Source organism: Candidatus Omnitrophota bacterium, assembly GCA_030688425.1.
In the GTDB taxonomy this organism is placed as follows: Bacteria; Omnitrophota; Gorgyraeia; order Zapsychrales; family JANLHA01; genus JAUYIB01.
The window spans coordinates 144,852-169,103 of sequence record JAUYIB010000012.1; the positions used below are offsets into that span (position 1 = coordinate 144,852).

Below are 24,252 nucleotides of genomic sequence, written 5' to 3' on the forward strand. Positions count from 1 at the left end.
CTCATGAAAATCATGCCGCCATGTCCCGGCGGGACAGATACCACCGGATGGTCCGGCGGATCCCGTCGTCCAGGGACACCTTGGCCCGAAACCCGAATTCCTTCCTGGCGCGGCCGACATCCAGGCAGCGGCGGGGCTGTCCATCGGGCCGGGAACGGTCCCAGACGATCCGGCCGCGGAACCCGGTCCGTTCGGCGACCAGATGAACAAGGTCCTTGATCGAGATCTCAAACCCGGCACCGATGTTGACCGGATCGGATTTATTGTATTTTTCCGACGCAAGGAGAATCGCCTCGGCCGCGTCATCCACATACAGGAATTCCCGCGTGGCCTTGCCTGTCCCCCACACGGTCACGGACGCGTCCCCGCGCGCCTTGGCCTCAAGGCATTTGCGGATGAGCGCCGGGATCACGTGCGAGGTCGTGAGCGAAAAATTGTCCCACGGCCCGTACAAATTCACGGGCAGAAGATAGATCGAATTGAAGCCGTACTGCTGGCGGTAGGCCTGGGACTGGACCAGCAGCATCTTTTTGGCCAGGCCGTAAGGGGCGTTGGTCTCTTCCGGATATCCATCCCAAAGATCGTCCTCCTTGAAAGGGACTTTCGTGAATTTGGGATACGCGCAGATCGTGCCGATGGCCACGAATTTTTCCACTTCCGCGAGCCGCGCCTGTTCAATCAATTGCACGCCCATCATCAGGTTGTCGTAAAAAAACTTCCCCGGGTTTTCCCGGTTGGCGCCGATCCCCCCGACCACCGCGGCCAGATGGATGATGATGTCAGGCCTGGCCTTTTTCAAAAGACGCAGGATGGGTCCCGTCTCGCGCAGGTCGTAATCCCGGCTGCGGGGCACAAAAATATTTGAGCAACCGCGCCTCTTTAACTTCTCGAGGATGACCCGGCCCAAAAAACCCGCCCCGCCGGTGACGACGACCCTTTTGTTTTTCCAAAATTGTGTTGCCATTCAGTCCTCTGTCAATACCCCCGGCTGCCCCAATCGCATGGCGGGGCAAATCGCCGGGGCTAATTCGCACATGAACTTACGTTCGCTGCGCTCCGCAAGTTCAGTGCTCATTAAGCCGGGAGGTCATCCCCTTGATCCCATGGACCTTCTGCTCGACCAATTTCATGTCCGCGTCCACCATCATGCGGACCAAGGACTTGAACCCGACTTTCGGCTTCCACTTCAGGGCCCTCCGGGCCTTGGCGCTGTCCCCCAGGAGGATGTCCACTTCCGTCGGACGGAAATACCGCTGGTCGATCTTCACGTATCTTTTCCAATCCAGTTCCGCGTAACCAAAGGCCTCCTGCAAAAATTCTTTCACCGAGTGCGTTTCGCCGGTGGCGATCACGTAATCGTCCGGCCTGGGCTGCTGGAGCATCCGCCACATCGCCTCGACATAATCCCCGGCGAAACCCCAGTCGCGCTTGGCGTTGAGGTTGCCCAAAAACAATTTGTCCTGGAGCCCGAATTTGATCCTCGCCAGGGCCATGGTGATCTTGCGGGTGACGAACGTCTCCCCCCGTCTCGGGGATTCGTGATTGAACAGGATGCCGTTGCAGGCATAAATTTTGTAGGCCTCACGGTAATTGACGGTCAGCCAGTACGAATACAACTTGGCCGCCGCGTAAGGACTGCGGGGATAAAACGGAGTTTTTTCATTCTGGGGAATTTCCTGGGCCAGGCCGAACATCTCGGAGCTCGAGGCCTGGTAAAATTTGGTCTCGATCCCGGAATCCCGGATCGCTTCCAGGAGACGGGTCGTGCCCAGCGCCGTGATCTCCGCCGTGTATTCCGGAATGTCGAAACTCACGCGGACATGGCTCTGCGCGCCGAGGTTGTAAATTTCGTCCGGCCGGATGGTCCGGATGATCCTGTTGAGCGAGCTCGCGTCATTCAGGTCGCCGTAAACAAGCTTCAGCCGCACGCCTTTTTCATGCGGGTCCCGGTACAAGTGGTCGATCCGGTCGGTATTGAACGAGCTGGACCTGCGGATCAGGCCAAAAACTTCATAACCTTTTTCCAAAAGGAATTCCGCCAGGTAAGAACCGTCCTGGCCCGTGATCCCGGTGATCAATGCTTTTTTCCTGCTGGGCATATGTCCTCCCCCGCCTAACGTGTTTGTTGCGTGTCCGCCAGACGAATGGCGCTGACCAGTCCCCCGGCCATCAGCCAAAAAAAGGCGGAAAGCTGCAAAGAATAGAAATTCGTGTCCACGGCACTGTGCATCAGAAACGCCGCCATGCCGGCCGCGGCGCCGGCGATGATGTGCCTCGACGGGGCGCGTGTTGCAGCGGCCACGGTCTTCGCGGCTTTCATGAAAAGCTGGAACACAATACCCAAGAAAAGGACCAGCCCGGCCAGACCGGTCTCGACGGTCAATTGGACGTAACAGTTATGGGCGTATGTCGGCTGAAACCCGACGGACAACCGGCTGGGCCGCGTCCGGACATATTCCTCGTAGCGGGGCATGAACGTATTGATGCCGTGGCCGAAGACAGGACGTTCCCGGACCATTTCCCAGCTGTCCCGCCAGAGGTTCGCCCGCCAGCCGATGGCGGTGCTGATCATGGGCGCGTCAACGCGGGAATTCTTCCTGAGGGCCGCATTCCCCGCCAGGCCGGTCACGATGACCGCCACAAAACCGGCGATGAGGATCACCCTCCCCCGTTTTCCCGAAATGGCCGCAAAAACCACCATCCCGGCGAGCGTGGCCAGCCAGGCCCCCCGCGAATAGGTCAGGAGCAACGACCATAAAACTAATATACATATTAAGATAAAAAGGCCATAATGCCACAATTTTTTGCTTTTTGTCATAAGCAGAGAAAAAATCACGGGCACGGCCCCCGCCCAATACGCTCCAAGGCTGTTGGAGTGGTTAAAGGCGGCCGTGGCCCGGAACCCGTCCACCAGCTGATTACCAAAAAAAATGTCCCGCCCGGAGACAAACACCTGGAACAAACTGTCCAGGGCCGTGGCCAGGGACGTGACCAGGAAAACAGCCAGGAGGATACCCAGGCGTCTCCTCGTTCCGCAGGAGTCGGCCACAAGGAAGAAGATCACGAACCACTCCAGGGTCTTGGTGACGAAGCCATGCCAGGAGCGTTCAGGGTAGACACTCCCCAGCACCGAAAAAACGCAGGCCCCCAGGAAAAGCCAGACAGCCGTTCCGGCAAAACCGAACGGCGGGTTCAAGGCCTTCAAAGCGTCCAGGGCTTTTCGCCCGAACGTGGGAGCCGCCGGGGACCAGACAGCCGGCACTGTCCTTTTGACGATCCAAAGAATCAGGGAAAGGATCACACAGACCTCGATGGCGGCCTTGCTGTATGGCAGCCAGAAGACGAGAGCGCAGAGGAGGACAAAGATGGAGCGGTCGAGGGTGAGAATGAGTTTTTGGGGGGTCATGGTGTTGGTGGGATCATTGGCCCCGGCCGCTTCAACCCCCGAAATCAAGAACGATTTCGGCGAAGCAAGGCGCCGGGATTAATTCGGCGTCCGAGGAAAAGTTTTTTAGATAGACATTAACCCCGGCTGCCCTGACCGCTGCGCAGGGCGAACAACCGGGGTTAGTTCGCACAGATGGCTTACGTCGTCCCGCTTCGCGGGATCTCCGTAAGCCATGTGCTCACTAATACGCTCCCCTCCCTTTGCACACAACGGGGACGGTTTGGAGCAGGATGTTCCAGTCAAGCCAGAACGACCAGTTGTTGATATACCAGATGTCCCAGCGGATGAGCCGGTCGAAAGAGATGTCACTGCGGCCGCGGATCTGCCACAGGCCCGTCATGCCGGGACGGACCTCAAGCCGCTTGATCTGGCGCAGGTCCTCTTTCTCGACCTGGGCGATCGGGAAGGGCCGGGGGCCGACCAGGCTCATCTCCCCGATGAGGACATTGATGAGCTGGGGCAATTCATCCAGGCTGTATTTGCGCAGAAAACGCCCAAAGGGAGTGACGCGCGGGTCGTTGCGTATTTTGAAAATCGGGCCGTCCACTTCGTTCTTGTCCTTCAGTTGCGAGAGCTGCCGGTCCGCGTCGCTGACCATGCTGCGGAACTTGTACATAAAAAACTGCCGCCCTCCCCGCCCGTAACGCCGGGACAGATAAAAAACCGGGCCGGGGCTGTCCAGCTTGATCAGGACCGCCAGCGCGAGAAGCAGCGGGGACAGCACGGTCAAAAGGCTCAGCGACGCGATAAAATCGAAAAGCCGCTTGCCCGCCTGTTTGCGCAGGTTTTCCGCGTCGCAGTACTCCAGGATCGGAATGACGCCGATGTTATATTTGAAGAATTCCCCCTTGCTGAGTTCAAACCCCTGGGGGACCACGCGCACGGCGACATTCAGGTCGTTGGCCTGCTCCAACAACTGAATGAACGCGTCGTTGTCGTGATGCGTGGTGATGAAAACCTTGTTGATGAATTCCCTCTGGGCGATGTCCGGAAAGTCCGCGACCCGGCCGAGGACCTTGTGCCCGCCATGCTCGGACCCGGCCGGATGGACGTCATCCAGGTATCCGGAAATCCGCAGCCCCAGCCCCGGCCTTTTCCGGATCTCCTCGACCAGGGTCACGCCGACACTCCCGGTGCCGATGATCAGCACATTGAAATTGTTGTACCCCCGGGCGACGATGAATTCGACGAACGCCCGCTTGAAGATCCGCCAGATCACGAGAAAGACGGTGATAAACACCGCGATCAGGATCAGGATGCTGCGGGGAAAATCCGCGACCTTCAGGAGAAAAACCGCCATGACCGTGGCCAGGGACGAATAAAATACGGATTTTGTGACCTCCAGGAACTCAAGCCCTTCGAGGACCTCGCGCCGGGTCTGGTACAGGTCGTTGGCATTATTGAAAAACAGGATGGTGAAAATCCAGACGACAAAAACAATGTGGAACGGATTGGACGGGGTCAGGAAAATATTGTGGAACGAAACTTCAAAAGGCAGGGTGTGCCGGCGCAGGAGACAGGCCAGGTAAATCGCCGCGCCCACGCAGATGATGTCGATGAGGATGTAGCTGAATTTGATGAAAAATATTCGCCGTCGCGTCACCATGGAACCCAAGACCTCGTGCTAATTCCTCATCGCCCTCCGCAGGCCATTTCCCGCAGGAGCAGAAAAATAAAACGCGTATTGCCGACCAGATACCTCCGCCAGAGCCGCCGGGGCTCACAGCAAAACCGGAACAGCCATTCCAGCCCGGACCGTTGCATCCACCGAGGGGCCTGCGGCTTGTTCCCGGCGTGAAAATCGAACGCCGCGCCGGCGCCGATGATCACCGGGACGTCCAGCCGTTCCCGGTGCAGGGACATCCAGTAATCCTGCTTGGGAGAACCCAATCCGACCCAGAGGATATCCGGCCGGCAATGATTGATCTTCTCCAGGACAGAATCGCTTTCGCGTTCCCCGATCCCCAGCATTCCCGGGGCGTGGCTTCCGGCGATATTCAGGGCCGGGAACATCTTCATCAAACGCTGTGCCAGCCGGGCCAGAGATTCCCCGGTCCCTCCGTAAAAATAATGGCGGAACCCCGTCCTCTGGCTCATGTCGCACAGCGCCAGCATCAGATCCGGGCCGTAAGTCCGCTGGATGTCCGCGTGCCCCCGCCGGCGGCCGATCCACACCAGAGGCATGCCGTCGGGTGTTGTCATCCCCGCGTTGTTGACGATCTCCCGGTATTGGGGATCATCCTGGCAGTCCATGACCGTGGACACCGGGGCGACACAGACATACGTCCGGGTCCGGGTCCGGATCCATTCCTCAACGGTTCGGCAGGCCGCAGCCAAATTGGTCGCGTGGATCCTGACGCCCAAAACCGTAAAAGATTCCAATTCCTGCCTGCCCGAAGGGGTTTCATTCATGATGGAGCCCGCGGACTTTGGTTTGCCCCACGCCCACCATCCCGAGTGAGAGTCGAGGGACAGCTCGCGGTTCCTCTCTTCCTCGCCCTTGCAGGGGGGGATCCCGTTGATTTCCCATCCCCGGCCAAAAGCCCGGATGTTTATAAAAATACGGGATAAAGTTTTGAACAGCAACGGGTTGCAATCAGCCTGCGCCCGGCCGCTACAGATAAGTTATATAAATAGCATAATGTCTCATCCGTGGGAAGGAATTTCTTTACCAGCCCGGCGGCTTACGGAAGACCGGAGGGACGGGGGACCCGGTAAAAAATCTCAAGAAAAGGCGAATGGGACGGCCCGGAAAATTCAGAAGACCGGAAGGCCGTGAATGTATTGGGCAAGGACTCCTCTTCGGATTTCAGGAGAAAACCATCGCAAGAGGCCGCTCCGTCAAAACAGGCCTGGAGAAACGCGGTCCCCGCGTCCGTGAACGGCAGGACAACCCATCCGTCCGCGTTACCGTAAACATGCGGCCCGGTCGAGGCAAGGACCTCCTGGCCGCAATCTTCCGCGCCGGAGCATCCCGGCTCTTTCCATTCCCTTTCCCCATCGGAAGCGGCCATCCAGCTGGACTCCTGCGGCCGGGGAGCATAACCGATCCCGCCCCCTTCGTTCCATGGCCGGAGGACAGAGTAAAGATTCAAGGTCGATTTGGCCGCCAGATCGTCCTCTGCCGCGTTGTCATACTGATAAAGATACATCGCCGCCGCAAGGATCGTTCCTCCCTGCAGGCGCCCGGAACGGACATCGGAAAACTTGATGAGCGAGCGGTACCGGTTGTTATTGTCCCCTCCGCCCGTGCCGATCGCCGGCGTCGCCCCCCAATTCACCCGCTGATGGCTGGGATCGCTCCCGATCCGGACATCGCTCACCTCGTCAGCGCCCCGGCCCGTCAGGAGAACTTCAATGCCTTCCTTTTGAAGGACCTCCCGGGTCATCAGCATCCGGAAAAGGCCGCGGTCATACGCCAGGACTTTTAACGCGGCTTCGTGATCCCGGATCAGTCCGGCCTCGGCATCCAGCCGGGACAGACGCGCCTCCGCGGAATCAAGGCGGCTCAAATGCGCCTCCAGAGCCGCGGTCCGGCGCTCCAGGGCCGGCAGGTCCCGTGTTCCCCATTCAAGCCGGGACAGACGGGAGAAATGGTTGTCCAGGACAAGACCCAGACAACCTAAAAGCAACAGCGCCAAAATAAATCGTCCGCGTGCCATATTCTCACTCCAATGTCATGATGCTTTCAAACGCCGCGATCATCCGCCGGCCGTAGGCCTCCGGCGTGTAGACGCGCAGATATTTTTCCCGGCCGGCCTGCCCCATCCTCTCCCGCAGGGGCTTGTTGCCGGTCAATTCCAATATTTTTGCCGCCAGGGCTTCGTGGTCCCCTTTCGGAAAAATAAACCCGTTCACACCGTCCTCCACGATCTCGGGGATCGCGCCCTCCCGGGAGGCCACCGCGGGCAGGCGTTCGGCCATGGCGTGGAGCAGGACCAGGCCGAAAACATCCCTGTGCGAGGGGAACATAAAAATATCCGCGGAGCGGAAATACGCCGTCCGCTCCGCCTCGCCGCCGACATACCCGACGTACTTCACCCTGTCCTGCAAAAGGTTCTCCTGGATAAACGCGCTGAATTCCCCCAGCAGCTGGGGAGACTCCACCGGGCCGGCGAACGTGAAATGCGCGTGCGGATTTTTTGCAAGCACCAGCGGGATGGCCTTGAGCGCCGTCATCACCCCTTTGGAACGGCTCAAAAACGAAAAATACAGCACGTGCGGGTCCTGCGGCTTCAACGGCGCGGGAGCCGTTTTGATCTCTTCCGTGTCCTCGACGGCGCCGGGCACCGCGAACACCCTCTCCATCGGCAGAAACCCTTTGTAGACAGCCCGCGTGGCTTCGCCCAGGACGATGCTGGCCGTGACGCGCCGCATGAAACACCGGATCAGGCCCCGCATCCCCCACCCGCACGAATCATACAGCTCCCGCAGGTACTGTCCCATGTCGTGCAAAATGACCTCGCGGAAAAAAAGCCAGGCCGTCATGCAAAACACAAAATCCTTCAAAAACGGCATCTTGTCAAAGCTCATCGCGTAAAGCACATACCTCGGCCGGTGCCACAAAATGAGCCCGATGAACTGAAAATAATACTGGATGAATTTCAAAAGCTTGTCGGGCGTGACTTTCTTGTGCTTGGAGTATGACCAGAACCGCATGTCAAAAAAAATGATATCGAACGCCTCCACGAACGGCGAGGCCATAAGAACCTTGTAGACCATGCTGTGGCCGAAATTCGGCGGCGGGAGAATGCCGCAGATGAGGATTCTTTCCTTACTCATGGCTTTGGGGGATGGCCGTCCGGGTAACACGCGCGGTAATAGTCTTCCAGCATTTCGTGGATCGTCATGCGGGGGCTCCAGCCGAGCGCGCGGCCGAGATTTTCGCAGAGCACCTCCGAGAAAGGTTCCGCCTGCGGGCCGGTGAACCGGACCTCCGATGACGATCCGCAGATATCCCGGATCGCGAAGGCCAGTTCATCCAGTCGGATCCTGCCCGGCGAGGCCGCGTTAAACGTCCCGGAGATCCCCTCTTTCCGGACGATCTCCAGACAGCACGACACCAGGTCACGGATGCTTAAAAATTGAAGGAACGATTCCTTGGGGGCGAAGATCTCCAGGGGTTCCCCGCGCGCGGCCCTGTCGAACAACACCGGGACAACCGCCTTGACGGCCTGCCCCGGCCCCATGATGTTCACGCAGCGCAGGACGCACAAATTCCCGTTCGCGAGCGTCGCGCGGCAAAGATTTTCCGCCGCGAGCTTGCTCTTTTCATATTCGCCCTGCGGCTCCAGCGGGGAATCCTCTGCCAGGGGCTTTCCTTCATTGCGGTAGACCTTCACCGTCGACAAAAGGACAAAATGCGAACTGGACACCCCCGAAAGGACGTGCTCGGTGCCGAGGACGTTCACCTCGCGGTATTTCTCCGGGCTGCGGTCTCCGACATGCGTCACGTTGTAGGCGGCGAGGTGAAAAACAAAATCAAAATAACCCTCCTGGGGAAAGGCCCGGCTGATGTCCACGCGGTGAAACGACGAACATCCCTCCGGAAGCTGGACCCCGGGCGAAGCCGAATCCAGGCCGTGCACGGTATAACCGTTGCGGGCCAGCTCCGCGGACAGAGCGCGCCCCGCAAATCCGCAGACGCCCGTGATCAGGATTTTCGGATTAGCCATGAGCGGACCTCCTCCGTGCGGCCTTCATCTGCCGGTCTTCCAGCTTTTTCATGAGCACGGTCGCGTTGTACAGCGACTCAAACGAGCCGGCGTCCGTCCAGTGGGACTTGAGGATCGAATGCGACAAAAGCCCCTGTTTCGCATAGTGGGACAGGACGTCCGTCATCTCATATTCCCCCCGGGGGCTTTTTTTCAATTGGCGCAGCAATTCAAACACTTCGGGCTGGAACATCCAGAGGCCCGTGTTGACGCAATTCGTCGGCGGTCTCTTGGGCTTCTCAATGATGTCCACGATCTGTTTTCCCTTGAACACGACAACGCCGTATTTTTCCGGGTCCTTCACCCGGGCGACCAGGATCTTGGCCCGGTAGCGGTCCTTTTCCGCCTGGAACTCCTTCACGAATCTGCCGATGTCCTCGCTCACCACATTGTCCCCGAGGATCACCATGAACTCCTCATCGCGCGCGAAGTCTTCGGCCATCAAAAGGGCCGCGCCGGTGCCGGTGTTGCCTTCCTGGATCTCGTAACTAAACCGCGCGCCCCATTCCCGGCCCGACCCCAGCAGGCGGAAGAAGTCCCCGACGTGCTCCCCGCCGGTGACGATGAGGATGTCCCGGATCCCCGCCTTGAGCAGGGTCTCCAGGGGATAATAGATCATCGGCTTTTTATAAACCGGCAATAAATGTTTGTTCGTGACCTTGGTCAGCGGCCTGAGCCGCACCGCCGAACCGCCTGCCAGAAGAACGCCTCTCATGATTGCTCCTTACCTATTCCGCCCCTTGGGGCGGGTTGCCATATTTCCATGGGAAATCAGCCTGGGCGCTGATCCACGGAGGAATGAGGCCTTCTCCGGATCCTCCGCGGCGAGCCGCGGGGAATGCGGGAAGCTTCATTTCCCCTTCTTGTTCTTAGTGCCGTTCCAGAATCCGGTCACATACCGTTTGTCTAAATTGTTCTTGAGAGGACGCCACCAGTCCTCATGCTCCCGGTACCAGTCCACGGTCAGTTTCAGCCCTTCCTTCAGGCGGTACCGCGGTTCCCAGCCGAGCCGCCGCAGTTTCGCGCAATTCAGGCTGTAACGGAAATCATGGCCGGGCCGGTCTTTCACAAACCGGATCATGTGTTCGTCCCTGCCGACGTGGCCAAGGATCATCTTTGTCAATTTCAGGTTGGCGCATTCCTGCCCGCCGCCCACGTTGTACACCTCGCCGTTCACGCCCCGGCGGACCAGCAGGTGGATCGCCCGGCAATGGTCTTCCACGTAAAGCCAGTCACGGACCTGCGCGCCCTTGCCGTAAACCGGCACCGGCAGGCCGTCCACCAGGTTGGTGATGAACAGCGGGATCACTTTTTCCGGATACGCCTGCGGCCCGTAATTGTTGGACGCCCGCGTGATCACCACCGGGAGCCGGTACGTCTCAAAAAAACTGAACGCCAGCCGTTCCCCACCGAGCTTGGAAGCGGCGTACGGATTGCGCGGCTTGAGGACAGAGGTCTCGGAAAAACTCCCTTTCAGGATGTGGCCGTACACCTCGTCCGTCGAGATCTGGACGAACCGCTTCAAACTTTTGAGTTTGCGCGCTTCCTGCAGAAGGATATAAACGCCGAAAATGTCGGTCTTCAGGAACGCCTGCGGATCGTCGATGGACCGGTCCACCGCGGCCTCGGCCGCGAAGTTGACCACCACGCCGGCCCCGGCCATGGCCCTCCGGACCGCGGCCTCGTCGCAGATGTCGCCCTTGATGAACTCAAAATCCGCCCGGCCCATGAAGGGCCGGAGGTTCTCGATGTTCCCCGAATAAGTCAGCTTGTCGAGGACGCAGACCTCGATGTTCCTCTCATGGCGGTACAGATACTCCACAAAATTGCTGCCGATGAATCCGGCGCCGCCGGTGACAAGATATTTCATCTTCTTTCCCATAAAGGATTCCCCCATCGGTCCGTTGCCGTCACGCGCCAACAGTGGCCGTTTTCTTGCCTGTCAATGGCCGGGCGTAGGCGGCCGTGATCCCCAGCAAAGACCAGAACGTGATGGCCGTATAGGGCAGTTCCAGGAAGACCAGGGTCTGCGCCAACATAAACCAGTAGATCAGGACGCTCACCAGCAGGCCGCCGACGATGGACTTGCGGCGGAGGAACGCCGCGGTCAAGCCCGCCAACACAACGACCAGCCCCCCGGCCAGGGCGAATCCCATCAGCCCCCCGCGGTAGATCATGTGCAAAAATGAATTGTGCGGCGTGATCCAGCCGTCGCGGTACCACTCCACGGACGCCCAGCCGAGGATCTCAATGGACGGGGAGCGTTGGGGCTTGCCGAAATTCATGCCTGTCAGCCATTTGTTCTCCCGCACAAATTCCCGTGTCATGTCCCGCCAGATGAACAACCGGAACAGAATGTTGTTCACGGCCACCTCCAGGGAACGGTCCGCCTGCTGAAGAGAAACTTTCAAGACAACATCTTTCCTCCGGGACTCCAGCCCAGCCACAAAACGGTCGAAATTCTTATCGCTTTCCTTCTCAAGGGATGTCTGCAGATCCTCCTCAGCAGAAAGGGTCACGGCATCAACGCCCTGCCGCACCGCCTGAACCACGTCGGTCAATTTCTGCTCAAATCTTTCGGTGATGTCCTTCTCCAGAAGCTCAAAATATTTCTGAAACGACATCCGGGCAGAGTCGAGGATATGGTCCTTCTGCCGTTCCAGCGATTCCTTGGTCTGCCCGAAAAGGCTCTCGACCTGCAACTGGACATCCGCGTTGAGCTCCGATCCCAGAAATTGACGCTCCCTCGCCAGGGATTCTCCCGCACGGGCCAAAATTCGCATGGATTCTTCTTCCAGCGACCGCAATGCCTCATCCGCGGTCTTGCGCGCCTTGTCCCGAAAATCACGGATGGCCTTGTCCCGGGTAGTGCTCGCCTCATCCCGCATGGCGATTTCTGCCGTTTCCCAGGACTTCGCGCTCTGGGCATCATAGAGGCCGAGGGTTTCGCTCTTGAACTGGTCAGCGCTGGTCACATAAAGATTGGAAGTGGTATCCCGCACCCGGTCCACAAAGTAATTGGAAACGACCTGCATCAGCCGCTCTTTTTCTTGCTGGACCTGCGTTTCCTCAATGGTTGAATTCCACGGGTTGGCCGTCTCTTTCTCTCCTCGGGCCATCAGCAAACGAAAAGGGTTGTCCTGATTTTCGTTATACAACTGGACGGGAAGTTCGACGGCCTCAAAGGCGGCCTGTTGATGTGCAATTTCCCGGTCATGTTCCGCAAACTGCGTCCGGATTTGTTCAATCCCCGTCATAGAGCGGAGAGCGCTCTTGTCCATAAAAAACACCATGCCGATCCCCACGATCAGGATCCCAGTAAAAATCCCTACCACTTTATACCGCCTTGATAACGGCAAAACCCCCCAAAAAACGAAACTGAGGAGGAATAACAGGGAGATAAAAATCCCGATTAGATGAGACCGGCTGCCTGTCCACAACAATCGATGATGCAGGATGAAAAAAACCAGGAACATGATAACCGCAATTTTTATCCACCGTTTTTTCAAACCCGGCAAAATGGCGGCAATCAAGCCGATATACGGGTAGATGTAATAATCACCCACCTTCATGAACACCAGGTTCACCAGAAGAAAAATCAGGAGAAAACGCCTCATGAACGTCTCAAAAAAAGCCGGCTCATAGCTCCAGTAGCAGATCAGGGCGAACAGCGGATAATAAAACAGCGCCGCATTGCGGAACGCCAGCGGTCCGAAACACGCGTAACCGTGCAGGGCCTTGACCAGCACCCATCCGGCATACCCCAGGACCGCGGCCAGGACAAGCGGACCCGGGCGCCGCGGAGATCCGTTCACATGGATCGCGGTGAGAACCAGGCAGACCAGCAGGAGGAATTCCCCGATGAAGATCGGGAAGTTCAGAAAAGCCGGCTTGACGTGCAGTTCGGCAAAATTGGACGTGAACAGGGAATACAAATAACAAAAGATCCCGATCACGGTCAGAACGTTATAAGGAAGCGCCCAAACCGGCCCGGAGGGCGGGGTCTGTTTTCTCAAGATGGATTTTGTCATGGATTGTTTTTGAAAACCCTTCAATAGACCAGGGAACCTTTGCGCAGGCGGAGCCGCATCAAAAACTTTCCCGCCAGCCGGTGGCACGCCGACAAGGCCCGGACCCCGAACACCCCGAAATACGAAACGACCAAAAGCGCGAACGGAATATTGAGCAGGCCGTAACGCTCCACGTAACACCGGGCCGTCTGGCGCACGCCCTCCGCGGACTGACCCGGGGCGAAGATCTTTTTCACGCACAGCGCGCGCAGAAGCGCCTTGAATTTCCTCCGGGCGGCAGGCCGGGGGACCTGAAACGATTTTTTGACCGCCCCGTAAGCCCGCTCCAGCAAACCGAGCCCCCGGCGGAATTCCCCGATCTCCGCCGAACCGCCGTCATAATAGATCTTTTCCACCAGAAGGGCGTCCTCGCGGCCGATCGCGATCCCGGACAAAAGCTCGAAGTTCCTCCGGACGACCTCCGCCATCTCCTCCGACACATGTGTCCGGCGATCCGTGACGCTCACCGACGCTTCGTGAAAGCGGATCGCCATCAGGACGTCCGCCGTGCTGGTGAGCTGATGGCCGCGCCCGACCAGGCGCGACCACAGATCATAATCCGCCACCACCCGGTATTTCTCGTCATACCCGCCGCATTCTAGGACGCGGTTCTTTTTCATCAGGACCCCGCCGTGGTTGATCGGCACGGACGCGAAAAGCTTCAACACCATGTCCGCCGGTTCCGAAGACGACGCCAGCTTGCGGACGATCCGGTTTTCGCTGTTGATGATCACCGCCTGCGCGCTGACCGCGACATACTGCGGATGCGACACGATGAAGCGGTGCTGGATTTCCAGCCAGCGAGGGAACGCCCAATCGTCCGCGTCGATCCGCGCGATGTACGGGCCCTTCGCCAGCTTCAGCCCGGCGTTGAGCGATTTCGTCTGCCCCAGGTTCTCCGGATTGCGGTGCAGGAATATCCGGCTGTCCTTAAACGATTCGATGACGGCCGCGGACCCGTCCGTGCTGCAGTCGTCCACGATCAAAAACTCAAAATCCCCGAACGTCTGGCTCAGCACGCTTTGGACCGCCGGCGCCAGATACCTGCCGCCGTTGTAAACCGTCATCAGGACTGTCACATCGGGCCGGACCATCACTCCGCATACCTCAGGAACATCCGCTCCACGAACACATTGTCGATGCTGCCGACCCACATCCGGTATTTCCTCCGCTCGCCGGGGAAGTAGCCCCCGCTGGGCAGAAAGCGGGAAAAGTTGTAAAACGCCGTCGAGGCGTGATAATGCTTTTTCTGCGCGTCGTGCATGAGCACGATGCCGTTGGGTTGCAGGCACCCCATGGCCAGTTGAAGGCATCTCCGGCGGAAACGCGCGTCAACAATGATGATGTGATAGCTCTTGTTGAGCAGAAGCGGCCAATGGATATACTTGTGTTCCTCCTCGCTTTGCGGGGCGAACCGGCCGCAGGCCGGGGCCGAGTCCCAACTCCACCCTTCCTTCTCCCAGAACGGCGAGAATTCCTTCAGGTGCAGGGTCACATGCTCGTCCAGCCCCCGATGGCGCACCAGGTCCTTCACCTTCTCGTGCCAGCCGCGGTGATTGTCGATGGAGTCCATATGGAAACGGACGCCTTCCCTCTTCAAAAAACTCGCGAAATAAATGGTGGAAAACCCCGAGCCGTATTCAAAAATATTCAGCGGCTGGCGGTCCTTGACCGCGAGAAGGGCGGACTTATAAATTTCGATTTCCTGCCGGGTCATGGCCGGCATCTGCAGGAGCCCGTGCAGGCGCATCACCCAGGGATACGGGTGCAGGCGGCTTTTGATTTTTTGGAGGATGGCCATGACGTCAGGGTCTCTGGAGAAAATAATTCAACAAATTTTTCACCGCCTCGGTCTCCATCTGGAGCCGGGATTCCGCGGTCAGGGTGGCGACGTGCGGGGTGAGAACGACGTTGTCCAGTTCGCAGAGCTTTCCCTTGTACGGCTCTTCGGGGAAAACGTCCAGCCCAGCCCCGCCCAGCCGCCCTTCTTTTAAAGCCGAATACAGCGCCGCTTCGTCAACCGCGTCACCCCGCGACAGGTTGGCCAGGACCGCGCCGGGCTTCATCAGGCCGATGTCCCGCCCGGTCATCCGGAACGGGTTCTTGGCCGAGGCGCTCACATGAAGGCACACGACATCCGCACGTTTCAGCAATTCATCCGCCGGCAGGATCGCCACGCCTTTCTGCCGGGCCCAAATCTCGTCCGGCTGGACATCTGACGCGCACACCGAGGCCCCCAGATACATCATCATCTCCGCCACCCTCTTGCCGATCCGGCCCAGACCGATGATCCCGACGTTTTTTCCGGCCAGCAGGCCGCCGGTTTTCTTCTCCCATTGCCCGGCCTTCATCCGGGAGGTGTGCCAGGACAGATGTCTCAGCAGATCCAGGATAATGGCCAGTGTCAACTCGGCCACCGGCTGGACCACCACATCCGGCGTGTTGAGGACCGCGATCCCCTTTTGCCGGGCCTTGTCCTTGTGGATATTGTCCGTCCCCACCCCGCAGCGGCTGATGCACTTCAAGTTCGTCATCCGCTCCAGGACCGTCTCATCATACGGCTCCACCCCGGCCACAATGCCTTCGCAGTCCTTGCCGAGCGACACGACCTCGTCGGCCTTGAGCCGTTTTCCGGTCGTGTTCAGCCAGAATGGATGCCCGCTTTTTTCCAAAAGCTCCAGCGGCTCGCGGCCGTTCTCGGCGAAGGTGGACAGGGCAACAAAAATTTTCTTTTTCATCGGTACAAGCCCCTCTATTTTCCCGCCGGCAAGGTCATCAGGACCTGCTTCGCCGCGGCCTTGATCTCCGGAATGGTGTCCCACCGTTTCAACAGCTCTTTCAGATCTTTTCTCGCGGCACCGTACCTTTTCATCTGGGCTTTGGCCAGGGCCGCGTTGAAAAGGCCGGCCTGGTTCAGTGGGGTCTGACGGTCAAAAACCGAAATGACCCGGCCGTCCAGGGCGGCCAGTTTTTCAAAATTGGCGAGGGCTTTCCCGGGCTGGCCGGAATGCATAAGAAATTTTCCCTCAAACAGCAGAAAATCCTCCTCCAATTCCCGATATTTGCCGACTTGCCGGAGGGTCTGTTCCAGCCTGTCGAGCGAACCCTGAGGGACCGCCCCCACGCCGAAATTCAAAATCCGCAGGGCCTTCAGGTAATCCTCCGGCCAGGTTTCCGCTTCAATTTCCTCCTGCGTGAGGGGAAAATACCGGCTTGCCGGAATGACGGTCACCCATGCTTTGCCTTTCAATTGGTCGGATAAAAAATAAATGTGGGCCCCCCCGAAAACGACGGCGATCCGCTTCCCCCGGTTCTTTTCGGCCAGCTTCAGGACATTCCCGAGGATGTTCCAATTCCACTCCTCCCATGGCGTGTCCCGGCCGTACAGCCGGTGGAGAGCGAGATGGTAATCGCGCCAGAGCTGCTGCGCCTTTTCACTGTTCATGTCTTCGCACGATCCGGAAGCGCCGGCGGATTGGAAGTCCCTCTCCATTTTCTGGTATTCCGCCCAGACACCCTTCTGCGCAAAGGCCTCAAACATTTTCTGAAGCTCGGCCTGATACACCGGATTATGCCATCCGGCCGGGAGGACCGGGACCTTGTTCGCTTCGGCCCACGGCTTCGTGATCTGCCACAAATCCATCGGCGCCCAGGGCCAGGGGTCGGCGACGTTCCCCGGGGCTTCGACCAGCAGCGCGTCGGGAGAGACCTTTTTGAGCAGGGCGCGCAGGTGCCCCGGCGTATAACCCTCGGGCATATCACCGATAAAATGCTGGGTCGCAATGAAGACGACCTCTGTCTTCCTGCCCGGCGTCTCCGCGGCTTCGGCGGCGGCGATCCCCGCTCTTAAAAAAAGACCCGCCGCGAACACCCCCGCCAGAGCGCCCCACCGCAACAAGAAAAATTTCCTCATGGCCATTTCCTCACCATCACGCCGATCCGAGGATCTTCTCATAAATCCTCTTCTGCTCCGGGTCGGCCTGCAGGATATTCTCCACGATCCCGACGTCATCCGGCCGGTCAACCCCCACGGTCGGCTTGTCGTAAACAACGCCCAGGACCTGGAAACGGTGCTCCAGGATCCGCAGGAAGTCCACCGATTCCGTGATCTCCAGCGGCGTCGGCGGCAGCTGGGAGAACTGGCGCAGGAATTTTTTCGTGAACGCCGACAATCCGGTCTGGCGGTACATGGGGCAGGGGCCTTTCCTCACCCGGTGGAACGGGATGCCGGCCCGGGAATAAAACATCACAAAATTCCTTTGGTCCAGCGCCGCCTTGACGATGTCCTGATCCTGAAGGTCGGTCTCCTCCTGGATCACGGACAACAGATTGGTACACAACAGCCCCTTTTCGTGGCGGAACGGCTCGATCAGCATCCGGATCACGTCCGGGACGATCAGGGGTTCGTCCCCCTGCAGGATCACCACCACGTCCGCGGACGCGGACTGCATGGCCTCCTCCACCCGGTCGGTGCAGCGTTCGTGCGTGTCTTTGGTCATCACGGCCCTGCCGCCGAAACCCGACACGGTGTCCGCGATCTCCCGGTCACAGGTGGCCACGATGACGTCATTGACCGCCTCGCACAACAGCGCCCGGCGCCGGACGTGCTCCACCATCGGGAGACCCAAAATTTTTTGAAGAGGCTTGCCCGGGAACCGCGACGATCCCATGCGGGCGGGAATGACGGCTATCACTTTTTGGTTTGACATGAAAACTCCGAAATATGTTGTTACTCAAACGACCCCGCCCGGTTTATTCTGTCCCAAGAGCGAAATGCGCGCTCTTGGGACAAAACCGAGTCGGCGGGGCTAATTCGCTCATCAAACTTACGTTCGCCCCTCCGGGCCTCCGTAAGTTTGGAGCTCATTAGCTTTCATTGCGGCAACACCCCGCAGTCCACGTTGAGCGACTGGCCGGTGACGGACGCGGCCGCGTCCGACGCCAAAAAGAGGCACGCGTTCGCCACGTCCTGGCCGGACGGCAAGCGCTGGAGCGCGGACTGCTCTTGCGCGAATTTTTTCAAATAGGCCGCGGTGTTTTTGCCTTTGGCCGGGGACGACTTCTCTTTCAGGGCTTTCATAAGGCCTGCGGTTTCCACATACACCGGGCACACGGCGTTGACGCGGATGCCTTTGGGCCCCAGTTCCTTGGCCAGCGCCTGGGTCAGCCCGGTCACGCCGAATTTGGACGCGCAATAAGCGGAGTTATTAACGCCTCCTCTTTTCCCTGCCAGGCTGGAAATGTTGATGATGCACCCGCCCTTGCGCAGGACCTTGGCCGCGGCCTTGCAGCCCCAGAGCGTTCCCTTGAGGTTGGTGTCCAGCATCTCGTTCCAAAATTTCTCATCGATCGCCGAAAGCGGCCTCCAGCGGGAAAACCCGGCGCAGTTGACGTAGACATCCACCTGCCCGGCCCAGGACAGCGCCTCCTGCGCGAGATTCACATGGTCCTTCTCCCTGCGGACGTCCGTCCTCACAAACTTCGCGCGAAACGGCAATTTGGCCGCGAACCCGTTGTCCTGCCGGGCGCCGATCACGACGTGATACCCGGCCGCGTAAAACGCCTGGGCGATGGACGCCCCGATGCCCTTGTTCCCGCCGGTAATGACGAGTGTTTTCATAGATTCTCTCTTATCGAAAATTGAAGATTGAAAATGGACGATGGAATTAAAAAATTCCGCTCCACCGCAAAAAAACCGATAATCCCTGACGTCTCACCCCTCTATTTTCCGTCCTCCCTCTTCCATCCCCCCCGGGCTTTATCTCCCCCCGCGCAAAGCGTTGTAGGTTTTATGAATACGCTGATACCGTGCATAGACCGGATTGAAATCTTTGGGCGTGAGGGCCTTGAGAATTTTTTTGAACCGTTCGGCGATCGGGTCGACCTCGGACCGCATCTGCTCGACAAGGGCGTCATATTCCGCGCGGTTCTCGCTGTTTTTCGCTTTCTTGAGTTTCGGGATGTATTCCATCAGTTTGGCTTCGTATTCATCAAGATAATCTCTCGCCATGCCGGACGCGGTGAAAATCTTCTCCTTCGCCGCGGGCGCCCCCCTGTCCGGCCCGGGGGCCTCTTCCTGGGGCAGGGAAAAATACAGCCATACCACCACGATCAACAAAACAGCAAAAACAACAACCAGGGCCGACCGGCCGTTCTCCTGAAGCCAATCCAGGAGATTCGGCATCGCGGGGCCGGCCGGGCCTGAGGCGCGCCCGTTCCCTTTCGACGGACCAAAAATAAAAAACAGGCCGCCGGCGATCAGGATGAAAGCTATGATCAAAATATAATTCATAGGTTAAAAGAATCCCTCATGGGACACGGGTGCGCGCTGGCACCGGCGAGGAAAACCGTCCTCCCTCCTGGATCTGCATGTCCGTGTATCCTTGCGCTCATTCGTTCCTGATTTCCTTTATCTGACCTGGCACAGGGCCATGTATTTATTGTTGATCAGGGTGAGCCGCGCCTGAAGACGGCTGAAATCTCTCGGGTTGATGGTTTTCGCGCTCTGGTTGAACCGCTCGATCAGGGCCTGCACCTGGACCGTCAACTTGTCCACCAGCGCGACGTAAGCCGCCCGGTCGTTGCGGCTTTTGGCATGCTGGAACTTCGGGACATACTCGTTCACGAGGGCTTCGTATTCATCCAGGATCTTGTCCGGGGTCGAGGCCACGCCCGTTTGCTCCGGGACGACCTGTCCGGGCAGGACGATCTCCTGCGGCTCCGGGATCAGTTTCGAGTTCTTGAGATAATAAAACCCGCCCCCGAACAACACCAGCAAGATGACGATCGGCCCGATGGAATCCACGACACTGCCCTGATAAACCGGCTGGGCAGAGGGATCGAAGGTCCTTCCCAGCGGGTTCGAACTGTTCTCCCGGGCCTTGGCCTCCGCGGCCGCCCGCTCGCTCTGGGCCGAGCTGATAATGACGCACAACGCCACGACAATAACTGTCCCGGCCAGGATCAACATGGGTATCATGAGATTGCCTCCGTTAAAATTAATAAAAACCACGCGTCAAGGGACGACCCTTCGGGTCGCCACTTGGCCGTGGCATGACCACGGCCAAGTACTGCATCAAGCCACGGGCAAAGCCCGTGCATCTGATTTGTCAAACGGCCGCGGCCGTCTATTCTCCGGCTTTGCACTCCTGCACAACGGATGAAAACCACGCCACATCGGAAGTCTTGCCTTTTGTCATCCCGGAAAAGATCATGGCCCCGTACGACAGGGTGTCCTGCTCAGTCTTGCAGGGGCTGGTTGCGTCAGCGACTTGATTAAAATTGCTGTCATACAGCCCCACCCGCAAACACGTGCCGGCGGGCAGGACCTTCGGCGCCTCAATTTCGTGGAAGACATACAGAAGGTCCTCCCCCTCCGGGAATTCGAATCTGATCCGGTCCCCGCCCGGTTCATGCGGCCCGAGGCTGAACGGATAAAACGTCGGCCGGACAAGTTCCCCCAAGACCGGGGCCGCGCAAAGCCATAACAACGAACACAGTCCCAATGCCAAAATCCCGGACCTGATCCGCATCATCCACCCCGCTGTAAAAACATTTAATTCTGGGGACACAAGACTTAATTATTGAATGCTGTCATGCGTCCCCGGGATCCCGCGCGGCCAGATCCTGATGAACAAAACGCCGGCAAGGATCACGCTGAAAATATTGACGACCACCCCGGCCTCGAACCACTTGGGCACAAAGGTCAATTCGATCCGATGCTCGCCGGACGGAACCTTAAACCCGTTAAAAAGATAAAATGCCGGGAATATCCCCGCCCTTTCGCCGTCGATCTTCAGGCGCCAGCCGGCATCAAACGTCTCGGGGAACACGGCATAGAACGGACGCTTGGAATCGGCGCGAAACAGCACCCTGTTCTCTCTCGGCCTCTGGAAATCCTTGATATCGGCGCGGCCCGTACGCCCGAAGTCCTCAGCCGTCACGCCGCTGGACCGGGCGTCTTCCGCGCTGACATAGACCGTGCCCGCTCTGGGTTTCTCAAAATTCCTGATCAACGTAAAAAAATCGACGACCTGCAGTTTGCCCAGGGCATAAATGGGGGACTGCAAGCCCCGGCGTTCATAAATGTCATAAACGTCCCCGGGAACAGTTTTGGCAAAACCGGGCCAAGAAAAAGCTTCTCCCTTTTTGACCAGCGTAAAGTCGGCCGGAAAATACGTGCTCAAGGAAGCGGGCGTGCTCCCCCGGAAAGCGCCGAATTTGGTCTGATGGTTCCCGGCATAGGGAATGCTCTCCCAGTTTTCCTTGTCCTGCGCCTCATAATAAAACTTGAACTTCATCTGCCTGAGCGGGGTTGCGCCCAAAAATCCGGTTGTCCCGCGCACTCCATACAAAAGATTAAAATTGTGCATGATCCAATCCGGCTCCGCCTGGAACGGCAGGAGATACTTCCCCCGGGCCTGGGTGTAAAAAACCTGCTCAGGACTGCCGATCTGGTACATTTCCGGGTGGTTCCTTTGTCCTTTGTCATACCACTTAAAGCAGTCGAGCGTCATCATAAAGCCCCCGCCCAGGAGAATGACCGCCAGCGCGAGATGGGCGATCATGTGACGCGGCCTTAAGGCAAATATCGGGACAAGGATCAGGGCCTTGACCAGGATACGCTGGGCATTTTTCAAATTTTCCGGGACGAAATAGTGAAAAACCGGCGCGGCCCCGAGAGAGTCCAGGACGCTCTTCGACAACGCAAAAATCACCGGCAGAGCGGCGGCGGCCAGGGCCAGGGATAAAACGGCCCAGGCCAGGAAATCCCTCAGGGGCGACTTTCCATTTTTCAGGAACGACAACTCCTCATTGCTCAGGATGAGACAGACCGCGAGGACGATCGCGAAATCCAGGACATGCAGGGCATATTTGAACGTAAAATACGTCAGGGGCGAAAAGAACTTCTCTAAGGGCGGGAAAACCATCGCAAGGGTGGCCGCGGCGTCGGGGATACAAAAGTAAACCGCGAGGGCGATCCACATCCGATAAAAGAACGCGCTGTTCGGGAGTTTCTTAAATACGTTCCCGAAATGTTTTATGGCCAGGGCCAGACTGACCAATCCCAGGACGACGAAGGCCTTGGACCGGATCGGGCCCGCGTCAAGGACCCCGTTGCAAAAGATCTGCCAGAGGCCCGGGGCAAATTCCTTATTGCTGAAAAGGTCGAAGTTGTTGATGGGATAATACCCTGCCATGCGGCTGGACCCGAATCTCAGGAAGTATAACGAAGGCAGCATTTGAACGGCGCAAAGCCCCACAGAAAAAACTGACAACAGCATGACCGAAACCACGCCGTTTTTAACAGCGGCGGCTTTCTTGGGCCCGGGCCGGACCGTGACGGAATAGATGAAGAAAAAAATGGCCCACCAGATCAGCATTTGCGGCGTCTGGATGGAACTCTGGCCCAAAAACTGCAAGGCCAGCAAGGCCCCCACGCCCGTCGCGGCCAGGTAAACGTGCCTGCGCAACAATTTGACCGCCACAAGGGCCATGGCCGGGAAAAGCCCGCAGGCGTACAAAAGATACGGCGAAGCGGCGAGCGAGAACGTCTTGGACAGCAGGAGCCCCATATAGGCCAGGCCGCCGAAAAGCGCGATATACCATTTGGCCTTGAACTCATCCCACAAAAGAGCGGTCATGAAAAACACGCCCATCGCATACGGCTCGATGATCTTGAACAGATAAAAATGGTCGTCGCTGAGAAAAACGGCCGCGGGGTTGGTGGGATTGAAAATCGGATACATCCCTGTCGTGAAAAGACTGATCCCGCCGGCGATGCCGGCATTCCAAAACCCGAAATCGAGACTGCGCCAGCGGCGGGCGATGTCAATGATGACCCCCCAGTAATTATCGCTCAGCTCGTTGAAGGGAAACCCGTAGGGCGGCGCGTCGCACCGGTGAGCGATGTTCAGGCCCAGGATCACAGTGATCACGGCGGACAGGAGATATTTATAACGCGCGGGCACGGGAGGGAAATCGAACCTTCTTCCCGACACAAATGAGCACAGCAAACTGGTCCCTTTCATTATTTCCAATGGCCTTCTCTTTTTTCAATCCTGCAATTCCGGGGCCACTTGCCAACCCCCGGGGTTGGTTTTGGCATTCTACCTCACCGTGTGCGGAGAAATGCGGGCGACCTTGCCGTTTTTCCATACAACCAGCGGGCGGCCCGTTTTCTTGTGCCGCTCCACGACCTCACGCACCGCCCTTTTTAGGGCGATCTCGGCCTTGTCCTGTATCGATAAGCGCTTTTTCATCCGTCACCTCGCAGATTTCTCTAATTCGGGGCCCTCGAGACTTAATTATTGAATTATGTCATGTCCCCGGAACTCAAGATTCTCGTCGCGCCGCGGGAATCTTTCTCACCATCCCTTTTAGAGCCGCGGGAACGCTTAATCCGTCCCTTTCACACCTTGCACCAGCGCGTCCAGGCGGGCCTTGACCCTTTGATTCTCCGGATGGCCTTTCAGGTATTCCCGCATCTGCGCGATGGAGTCGGCGCGGTCAACTTCGCAAGCCAGCGCTTCCGCGTTTTTGAAAACTTCCTTTTCCTGAAAGATCGGCACCGCCCATTCCAGATGGTCGGCTTTGCTGACAATAAGGATACGGCCGGGATCCCTGCCCCGAAGCAATCCCGCCGCCAAATCGGCGTTTTCCGAGGTAGTCCTCGCCTGCTCTTCCAGGAGCAGGACGTCTTCCGGAACCCCCTCCGCCAAAGCCAGGTCCGCCATCATGCGGGCTTCCGAAATACCGCCTGCTGTGGGGCCGCCGGTCAGTATCAGCACAGAATCCGGGTTGGCCTTAAAAAACTCCGCCGCCTTTTTAACGCGCGCCACCATGTCCAGGGTCGGCGTCTGTCCATCAAGAGGTTCATTGCCAAGGACGATCAAAACCGCCCCCACCGCCTTGCCTTCTCCTGCCGAATACCCGGCACCCCAAACCGATAGAGACAACGCCAGGACAAAGAACGAAAAAAATTTTCTCAATCGCAACATAATCCGTCTCGGGGACACAG

The 24,252-nt window shown here is 58.2% G+C and carries 23 protein-coding genes; all 23 read right to left on the bottom strand.

The features are described from left to right. Positions 1 to 10 precede the first annotated feature (10 nt). The gene (locus Q8Q08_01725) at positions 11 to 964 is read right to left on the bottom strand and encodes a GDP-L-fucose synthase (protein ID MDP2652727.1); all 954 of its coding nucleotides are present in this window, start codon (positions 962 to 964) and stop codon (positions 11 to 13) included. Positions 965 to 1,064: 100 nt separating this feature from the next. Next, on the bottom strand, positions 1,065 to 2,099 hold the full coding sequence (gmd, locus tag Q8Q08_01730) for a GDP-mannose 4,6-dehydratase (GenBank protein MDP2652728.1): 1,035 nt from the start codon (positions 2,097 to 2,099) through the stop codon (positions 1,065 to 1,067). Between the two features lie 14 nt (positions 2,100 to 2,113). After that, complete coding sequence (locus Q8Q08_01735) at positions 2,114 to 3,454, bottom strand: O-antigen ligase family protein (protein MDP2652729.1); 1,341 nt, start codon at positions 3,452 to 3,454, stop codon at positions 2,114 to 2,116. Positions 3,455 to 3,629: 175 nt separating this feature from the next. After that, complete coding sequence (locus Q8Q08_01740) at positions 3,630 to 5,054, bottom strand: sugar transferase (protein ID MDP2652730.1); 1,425 nt, start codon at positions 5,052 to 5,054, stop codon at positions 3,630 to 3,632. 26 nt (positions 5,055 to 5,080) lie between these two features. Continuing rightward, entirely contained in the window at positions 5,081 to 5,860 is a 780-nt protein-coding gene (locus tag Q8Q08_01745) for a WecB/TagA/CpsF family glycosyltransferase (GenBank protein ID MDP2652731.1), read from the bottom strand. Positions 5,861 to 6,132: 272 nt separating this feature from the next. Further along, positions 6,133 to 7,110 carry a DNRLRE domain-containing protein gene (locus tag Q8Q08_01750; protein ID MDP2652732.1) on the bottom strand — a complete coding sequence of 326 codons (978 nt, stop codon included), beginning with the start codon at positions 7,108 to 7,110 and terminating at the stop codon, positions 6,133 to 6,135. A 4-nt stretch (positions 7,111 to 7,114) separates the two neighbouring features. After that, entirely contained in the window at positions 7,115 to 8,230 is a 1,116-nt protein-coding gene (locus Q8Q08_01755; protein ID MDP2652733.1) for a glycosyltransferase family 4 protein, read from the bottom strand. Continuing rightward, positions 8,227 to 9,123 carry an NAD(P)-dependent oxidoreductase gene (locus tag Q8Q08_01760; GenBank protein ID MDP2652734.1) on the bottom strand — a complete coding sequence of 299 codons (897 nt, stop codon included), beginning with the start codon at positions 9,121 to 9,123 and terminating at the stop codon, positions 8,227 to 8,229. Before Q8Q08_01760 ends, Q8Q08_01755 begins: the two co-directional genes overlap by 4 nt. Beyond that, complete coding sequence (locus Q8Q08_01765; protein ID MDP2652735.1) at positions 9,116 to 9,877, bottom strand: sugar phosphate nucleotidyltransferase; 762 nt, start codon at positions 9,875 to 9,877, stop codon at positions 9,116 to 9,118. The genes Q8Q08_01760 and Q8Q08_01765 overlap by 8 nt, the downstream gene beginning before the upstream one ends. A gap of 135 nt (positions 9,878 to 10,012) precedes the next feature. Then, positions 10,013 to 11,044: a dTDP-glucose 4,6-dehydratase gene (gene rfbB / locus Q8Q08_01770; GenBank protein ID MDP2652736.1), complete on the bottom strand. Its 1,032-nt coding sequence runs from the start codon at positions 11,042 to 11,044 to the stop codon at positions 10,013 to 10,015. Positions 11,045 to 11,072: 28 nt separating this feature from the next. After that, positions 11,073 to 13,193: an O-antigen ligase family protein gene (locus tag Q8Q08_01775; GenBank protein ID MDP2652737.1), complete on the bottom strand. Its 2,121-nt coding sequence runs from the start codon at positions 13,191 to 13,193 to the stop codon at positions 11,073 to 11,075. 20 nt (positions 13,194 to 13,213) lie between these two features. Continuing rightward, entirely contained in the window at positions 13,214 to 14,326 is a 1,113-nt protein-coding gene (locus Q8Q08_01780) for a glycosyltransferase (protein MDP2652738.1), read from the bottom strand. Then, positions 14,326 to 15,033: a class I SAM-dependent methyltransferase gene (locus Q8Q08_01785; GenBank protein MDP2652739.1), complete on the bottom strand. Its 708-nt coding sequence runs from the start codon at positions 15,031 to 15,033 to the stop codon at positions 14,326 to 14,328. The genes Q8Q08_01780 and Q8Q08_01785 overlap by 1 nt, the downstream gene beginning before the upstream one ends. Before the next feature lie 4 nt (positions 15,034 to 15,037). Beyond that, entirely contained in the window at positions 15,038 to 15,970 is a 933-nt protein-coding gene (locus Q8Q08_01790; protein ID MDP2652740.1) for a phosphoglycerate dehydrogenase, read from the bottom strand. 14 nt (positions 15,971 to 15,984) lie between these two features. After that, positions 15,985 to 17,145 carry a hypothetical protein gene (locus tag Q8Q08_01795; GenBank protein ID MDP2652741.1) on the bottom strand — a complete coding sequence of 387 codons (1,161 nt, stop codon included), beginning with the start codon at positions 17,143 to 17,145 and terminating at the stop codon, positions 15,985 to 15,987. Positions 17,146 to 17,161: 16 nt separating this feature from the next. Then, positions 17,162 to 17,941 (bottom strand): 3-deoxy-manno-octulosonate cytidylyltransferase, encoded by a 780-nt coding sequence (kdsB, locus tag Q8Q08_01800; GenBank protein MDP2652742.1) that lies wholly within the window; start codon positions 17,939 to 17,941, stop codon positions 17,162 to 17,164. A 164-nt stretch (positions 17,942 to 18,105) separates the two neighbouring features. After that, the gene (locus Q8Q08_01805; GenBank protein ID MDP2652743.1) at positions 18,106 to 18,852 is read right to left on the bottom strand and encodes an SDR family oxidoreductase; all 747 of its coding nucleotides are present in this window, start codon (positions 18,850 to 18,852) and stop codon (positions 18,106 to 18,108) included. A gap of 138 nt (positions 18,853 to 18,990) precedes the next feature. Then, a complete protein-coding gene (locus Q8Q08_01810; GenBank protein MDP2652744.1) occupies positions 18,991 to 19,524 on the bottom strand; it encodes a hypothetical protein in 534 nt (177 codons plus the stop codon). Between the two features lie 117 nt (positions 19,525 to 19,641). Continuing rightward, entirely contained in the window at positions 19,642 to 20,211 is a 570-nt protein-coding gene (locus Q8Q08_01815) for a hypothetical protein (protein ID MDP2652745.1), read from the bottom strand. A 148-nt stretch (positions 20,212 to 20,359) separates the two neighbouring features. Then, on the bottom strand, positions 20,360 to 20,767 hold the full coding sequence (locus Q8Q08_01820; protein MDP2652746.1) for a hypothetical protein: 408 nt from the start codon (positions 20,765 to 20,767) through the stop codon (positions 20,360 to 20,362). A gap of 45 nt (positions 20,768 to 20,812) precedes the next feature. Then, on the bottom strand, positions 20,813 to 23,203 hold the full coding sequence (locus Q8Q08_01825; GenBank protein ID MDP2652747.1) for a YfhO family protein: 2,391 nt from the start codon (positions 23,201 to 23,203) through the stop codon (positions 20,813 to 20,815). A 138-nt stretch (positions 23,204 to 23,341) separates the two neighbouring features. Then, entirely contained in the window at positions 23,342 to 23,494 is a 153-nt protein-coding gene (locus Q8Q08_01830) for a hypothetical protein (protein MDP2652748.1), read from the bottom strand. Positions 23,495 to 23,629: 135 nt separating this feature from the next. Beyond that, the gene (locus tag Q8Q08_01835) at positions 23,630 to 24,232 is read right to left on the bottom strand and encodes a YdcF family protein (protein ID MDP2652749.1); all 603 of its coding nucleotides are present in this window, start codon (positions 24,230 to 24,232) and stop codon (positions 23,630 to 23,632) included. Between the last annotated feature and the right edge of the window lie 20 nt (positions 24,233 to 24,252).

What these genes read in the sequence shown, in the direction of transcription:
- Q8Q08_01725 (MDP2652727.1), bottom strand. Translation starts at nt 964, where the DNA reads ATGGCAACACAATTTTGGAAAAACAAAAGGGTCGTCGTCACCGGCGGG.
- gmd (MDP2652728.1), bottom strand. Translation starts at nt 2,099, where the DNA reads ATGCCCAGCAGGAAAAAAGCATTGATCACCGGGATCACGGGCCAGGAC.
- Q8Q08_01740 (MDP2652730.1), bottom strand. Translation starts at nt 5,054, where the DNA reads ATGGTGACGCGACGGCGAATATTTTTCATCAAATTCAGCTACATCCTC.
- Q8Q08_01745 (MDP2652731.1), bottom strand. Translation starts at nt 5,860, where the DNA reads ATGAATGAAACCCCTTCGGGCAGGCAGGAATTGGAATCTTTTACGGTT.
- Q8Q08_01750 (MDP2652732.1), bottom strand. Translation starts at nt 7,110, where the DNA reads ATGGCACGCGGACGATTTATTTTGGCGCTGTTGCTTTTAGGTTGTCTG.
- Q8Q08_01755 (MDP2652733.1), bottom strand. Translation starts at nt 8,230, where the DNA reads ATGAGTAAGGAAAGAATCCTCATCTGCGGCATTCTCCCGCCGCCGAAT.
- Q8Q08_01760 (MDP2652734.1), bottom strand. Translation starts at nt 9,123, where the DNA reads ATGGCTAATCCGAAAATCCTGATCACGGGCGTCTGCGGATTTGCGGGG.
- Q8Q08_01765 (MDP2652735.1), bottom strand. Translation starts at nt 9,877, where the DNA reads ATGAGAGGCGTTCTTCTGGCAGGCGGTTCGGCGGTGCGGCTCAGGCCG.
- rfbB (MDP2652736.1), bottom strand. Translation starts at nt 11,044, where the DNA reads ATGGGAAAGAAGATGAAATATCTTGTCACCGGCGGCGCCGGATTCATC.
- Q8Q08_01775 (MDP2652737.1), bottom strand. Translation starts at nt 13,193, where the DNA reads ATGACAAAATCCATCTTGAGAAAACAGACCCCGCCCTCCGGGCCGGTT.
- Q8Q08_01780 (MDP2652738.1), bottom strand. Translation starts at nt 14,326, where the DNA reads ATGGTCCGGCCCGATGTGACAGTCCTGATGACGGTTTACAACGGCGGC.
- Q8Q08_01785 (MDP2652739.1), bottom strand. Translation starts at nt 15,033, where the DNA reads ATGGCCATCCTCCAAAAAATCAAAAGCCGCCTGCACCCGTATCCCTGG.
- Q8Q08_01790 (MDP2652740.1), bottom strand. Translation starts at nt 15,970, where the DNA reads ATGAAAAAGAAAATTTTTGTTGCCCTGTCCACCTTCGCCGAGAACGGC.
- Q8Q08_01795 (MDP2652741.1), bottom strand. Translation starts at nt 17,145, where the DNA reads ATGAGGAAATTTTTCTTGTTGCGGTGGGGCGCTCTGGCGGGGGTGTTC.
- kdsB (MDP2652742.1), bottom strand. Translation starts at nt 17,941, where the DNA reads ATGTCAAACCAAAAAGTGATAGCCGTCATTCCCGCCCGCATGGGATCG.
- Q8Q08_01805 (MDP2652743.1), bottom strand. Translation starts at nt 18,852, where the DNA reads ATGAAAACACTCGTCATTACCGGCGGGAACAAGGGCATCGGGGCGTCC.
- Q8Q08_01810 (MDP2652744.1), bottom strand. Translation starts at nt 19,524, where the DNA reads ATGAATTATATTTTGATCATAGCTTTCATCCTGATCGCCGGCGGCCTG.
- Q8Q08_01815 (MDP2652745.1), bottom strand. Translation starts at nt 20,211, where the DNA reads ATGATACCCATGTTGATCCTGGCCGGGACAGTTATTGTCGTGGCGTTG.
- Q8Q08_01820 (MDP2652746.1), bottom strand. Translation starts at nt 20,767, where the DNA reads ATGATGCGGATCAGGTCCGGGATTTTGGCATTGGGACTGTGTTCGTTG.
- Q8Q08_01830 (MDP2652748.1), bottom strand. Translation starts at nt 23,494, where the DNA reads ATGAAAAAGCGCTTATCGATACAGGACAAGGCCGAGATCGCCCTAAAA.
- Q8Q08_01835 (MDP2652749.1), bottom strand. Translation starts at nt 24,232, where the DNA reads ATGTTGCGATTGAGAAAATTTTTTTCGTTCTTTGTCCTGGCGTTGTCT.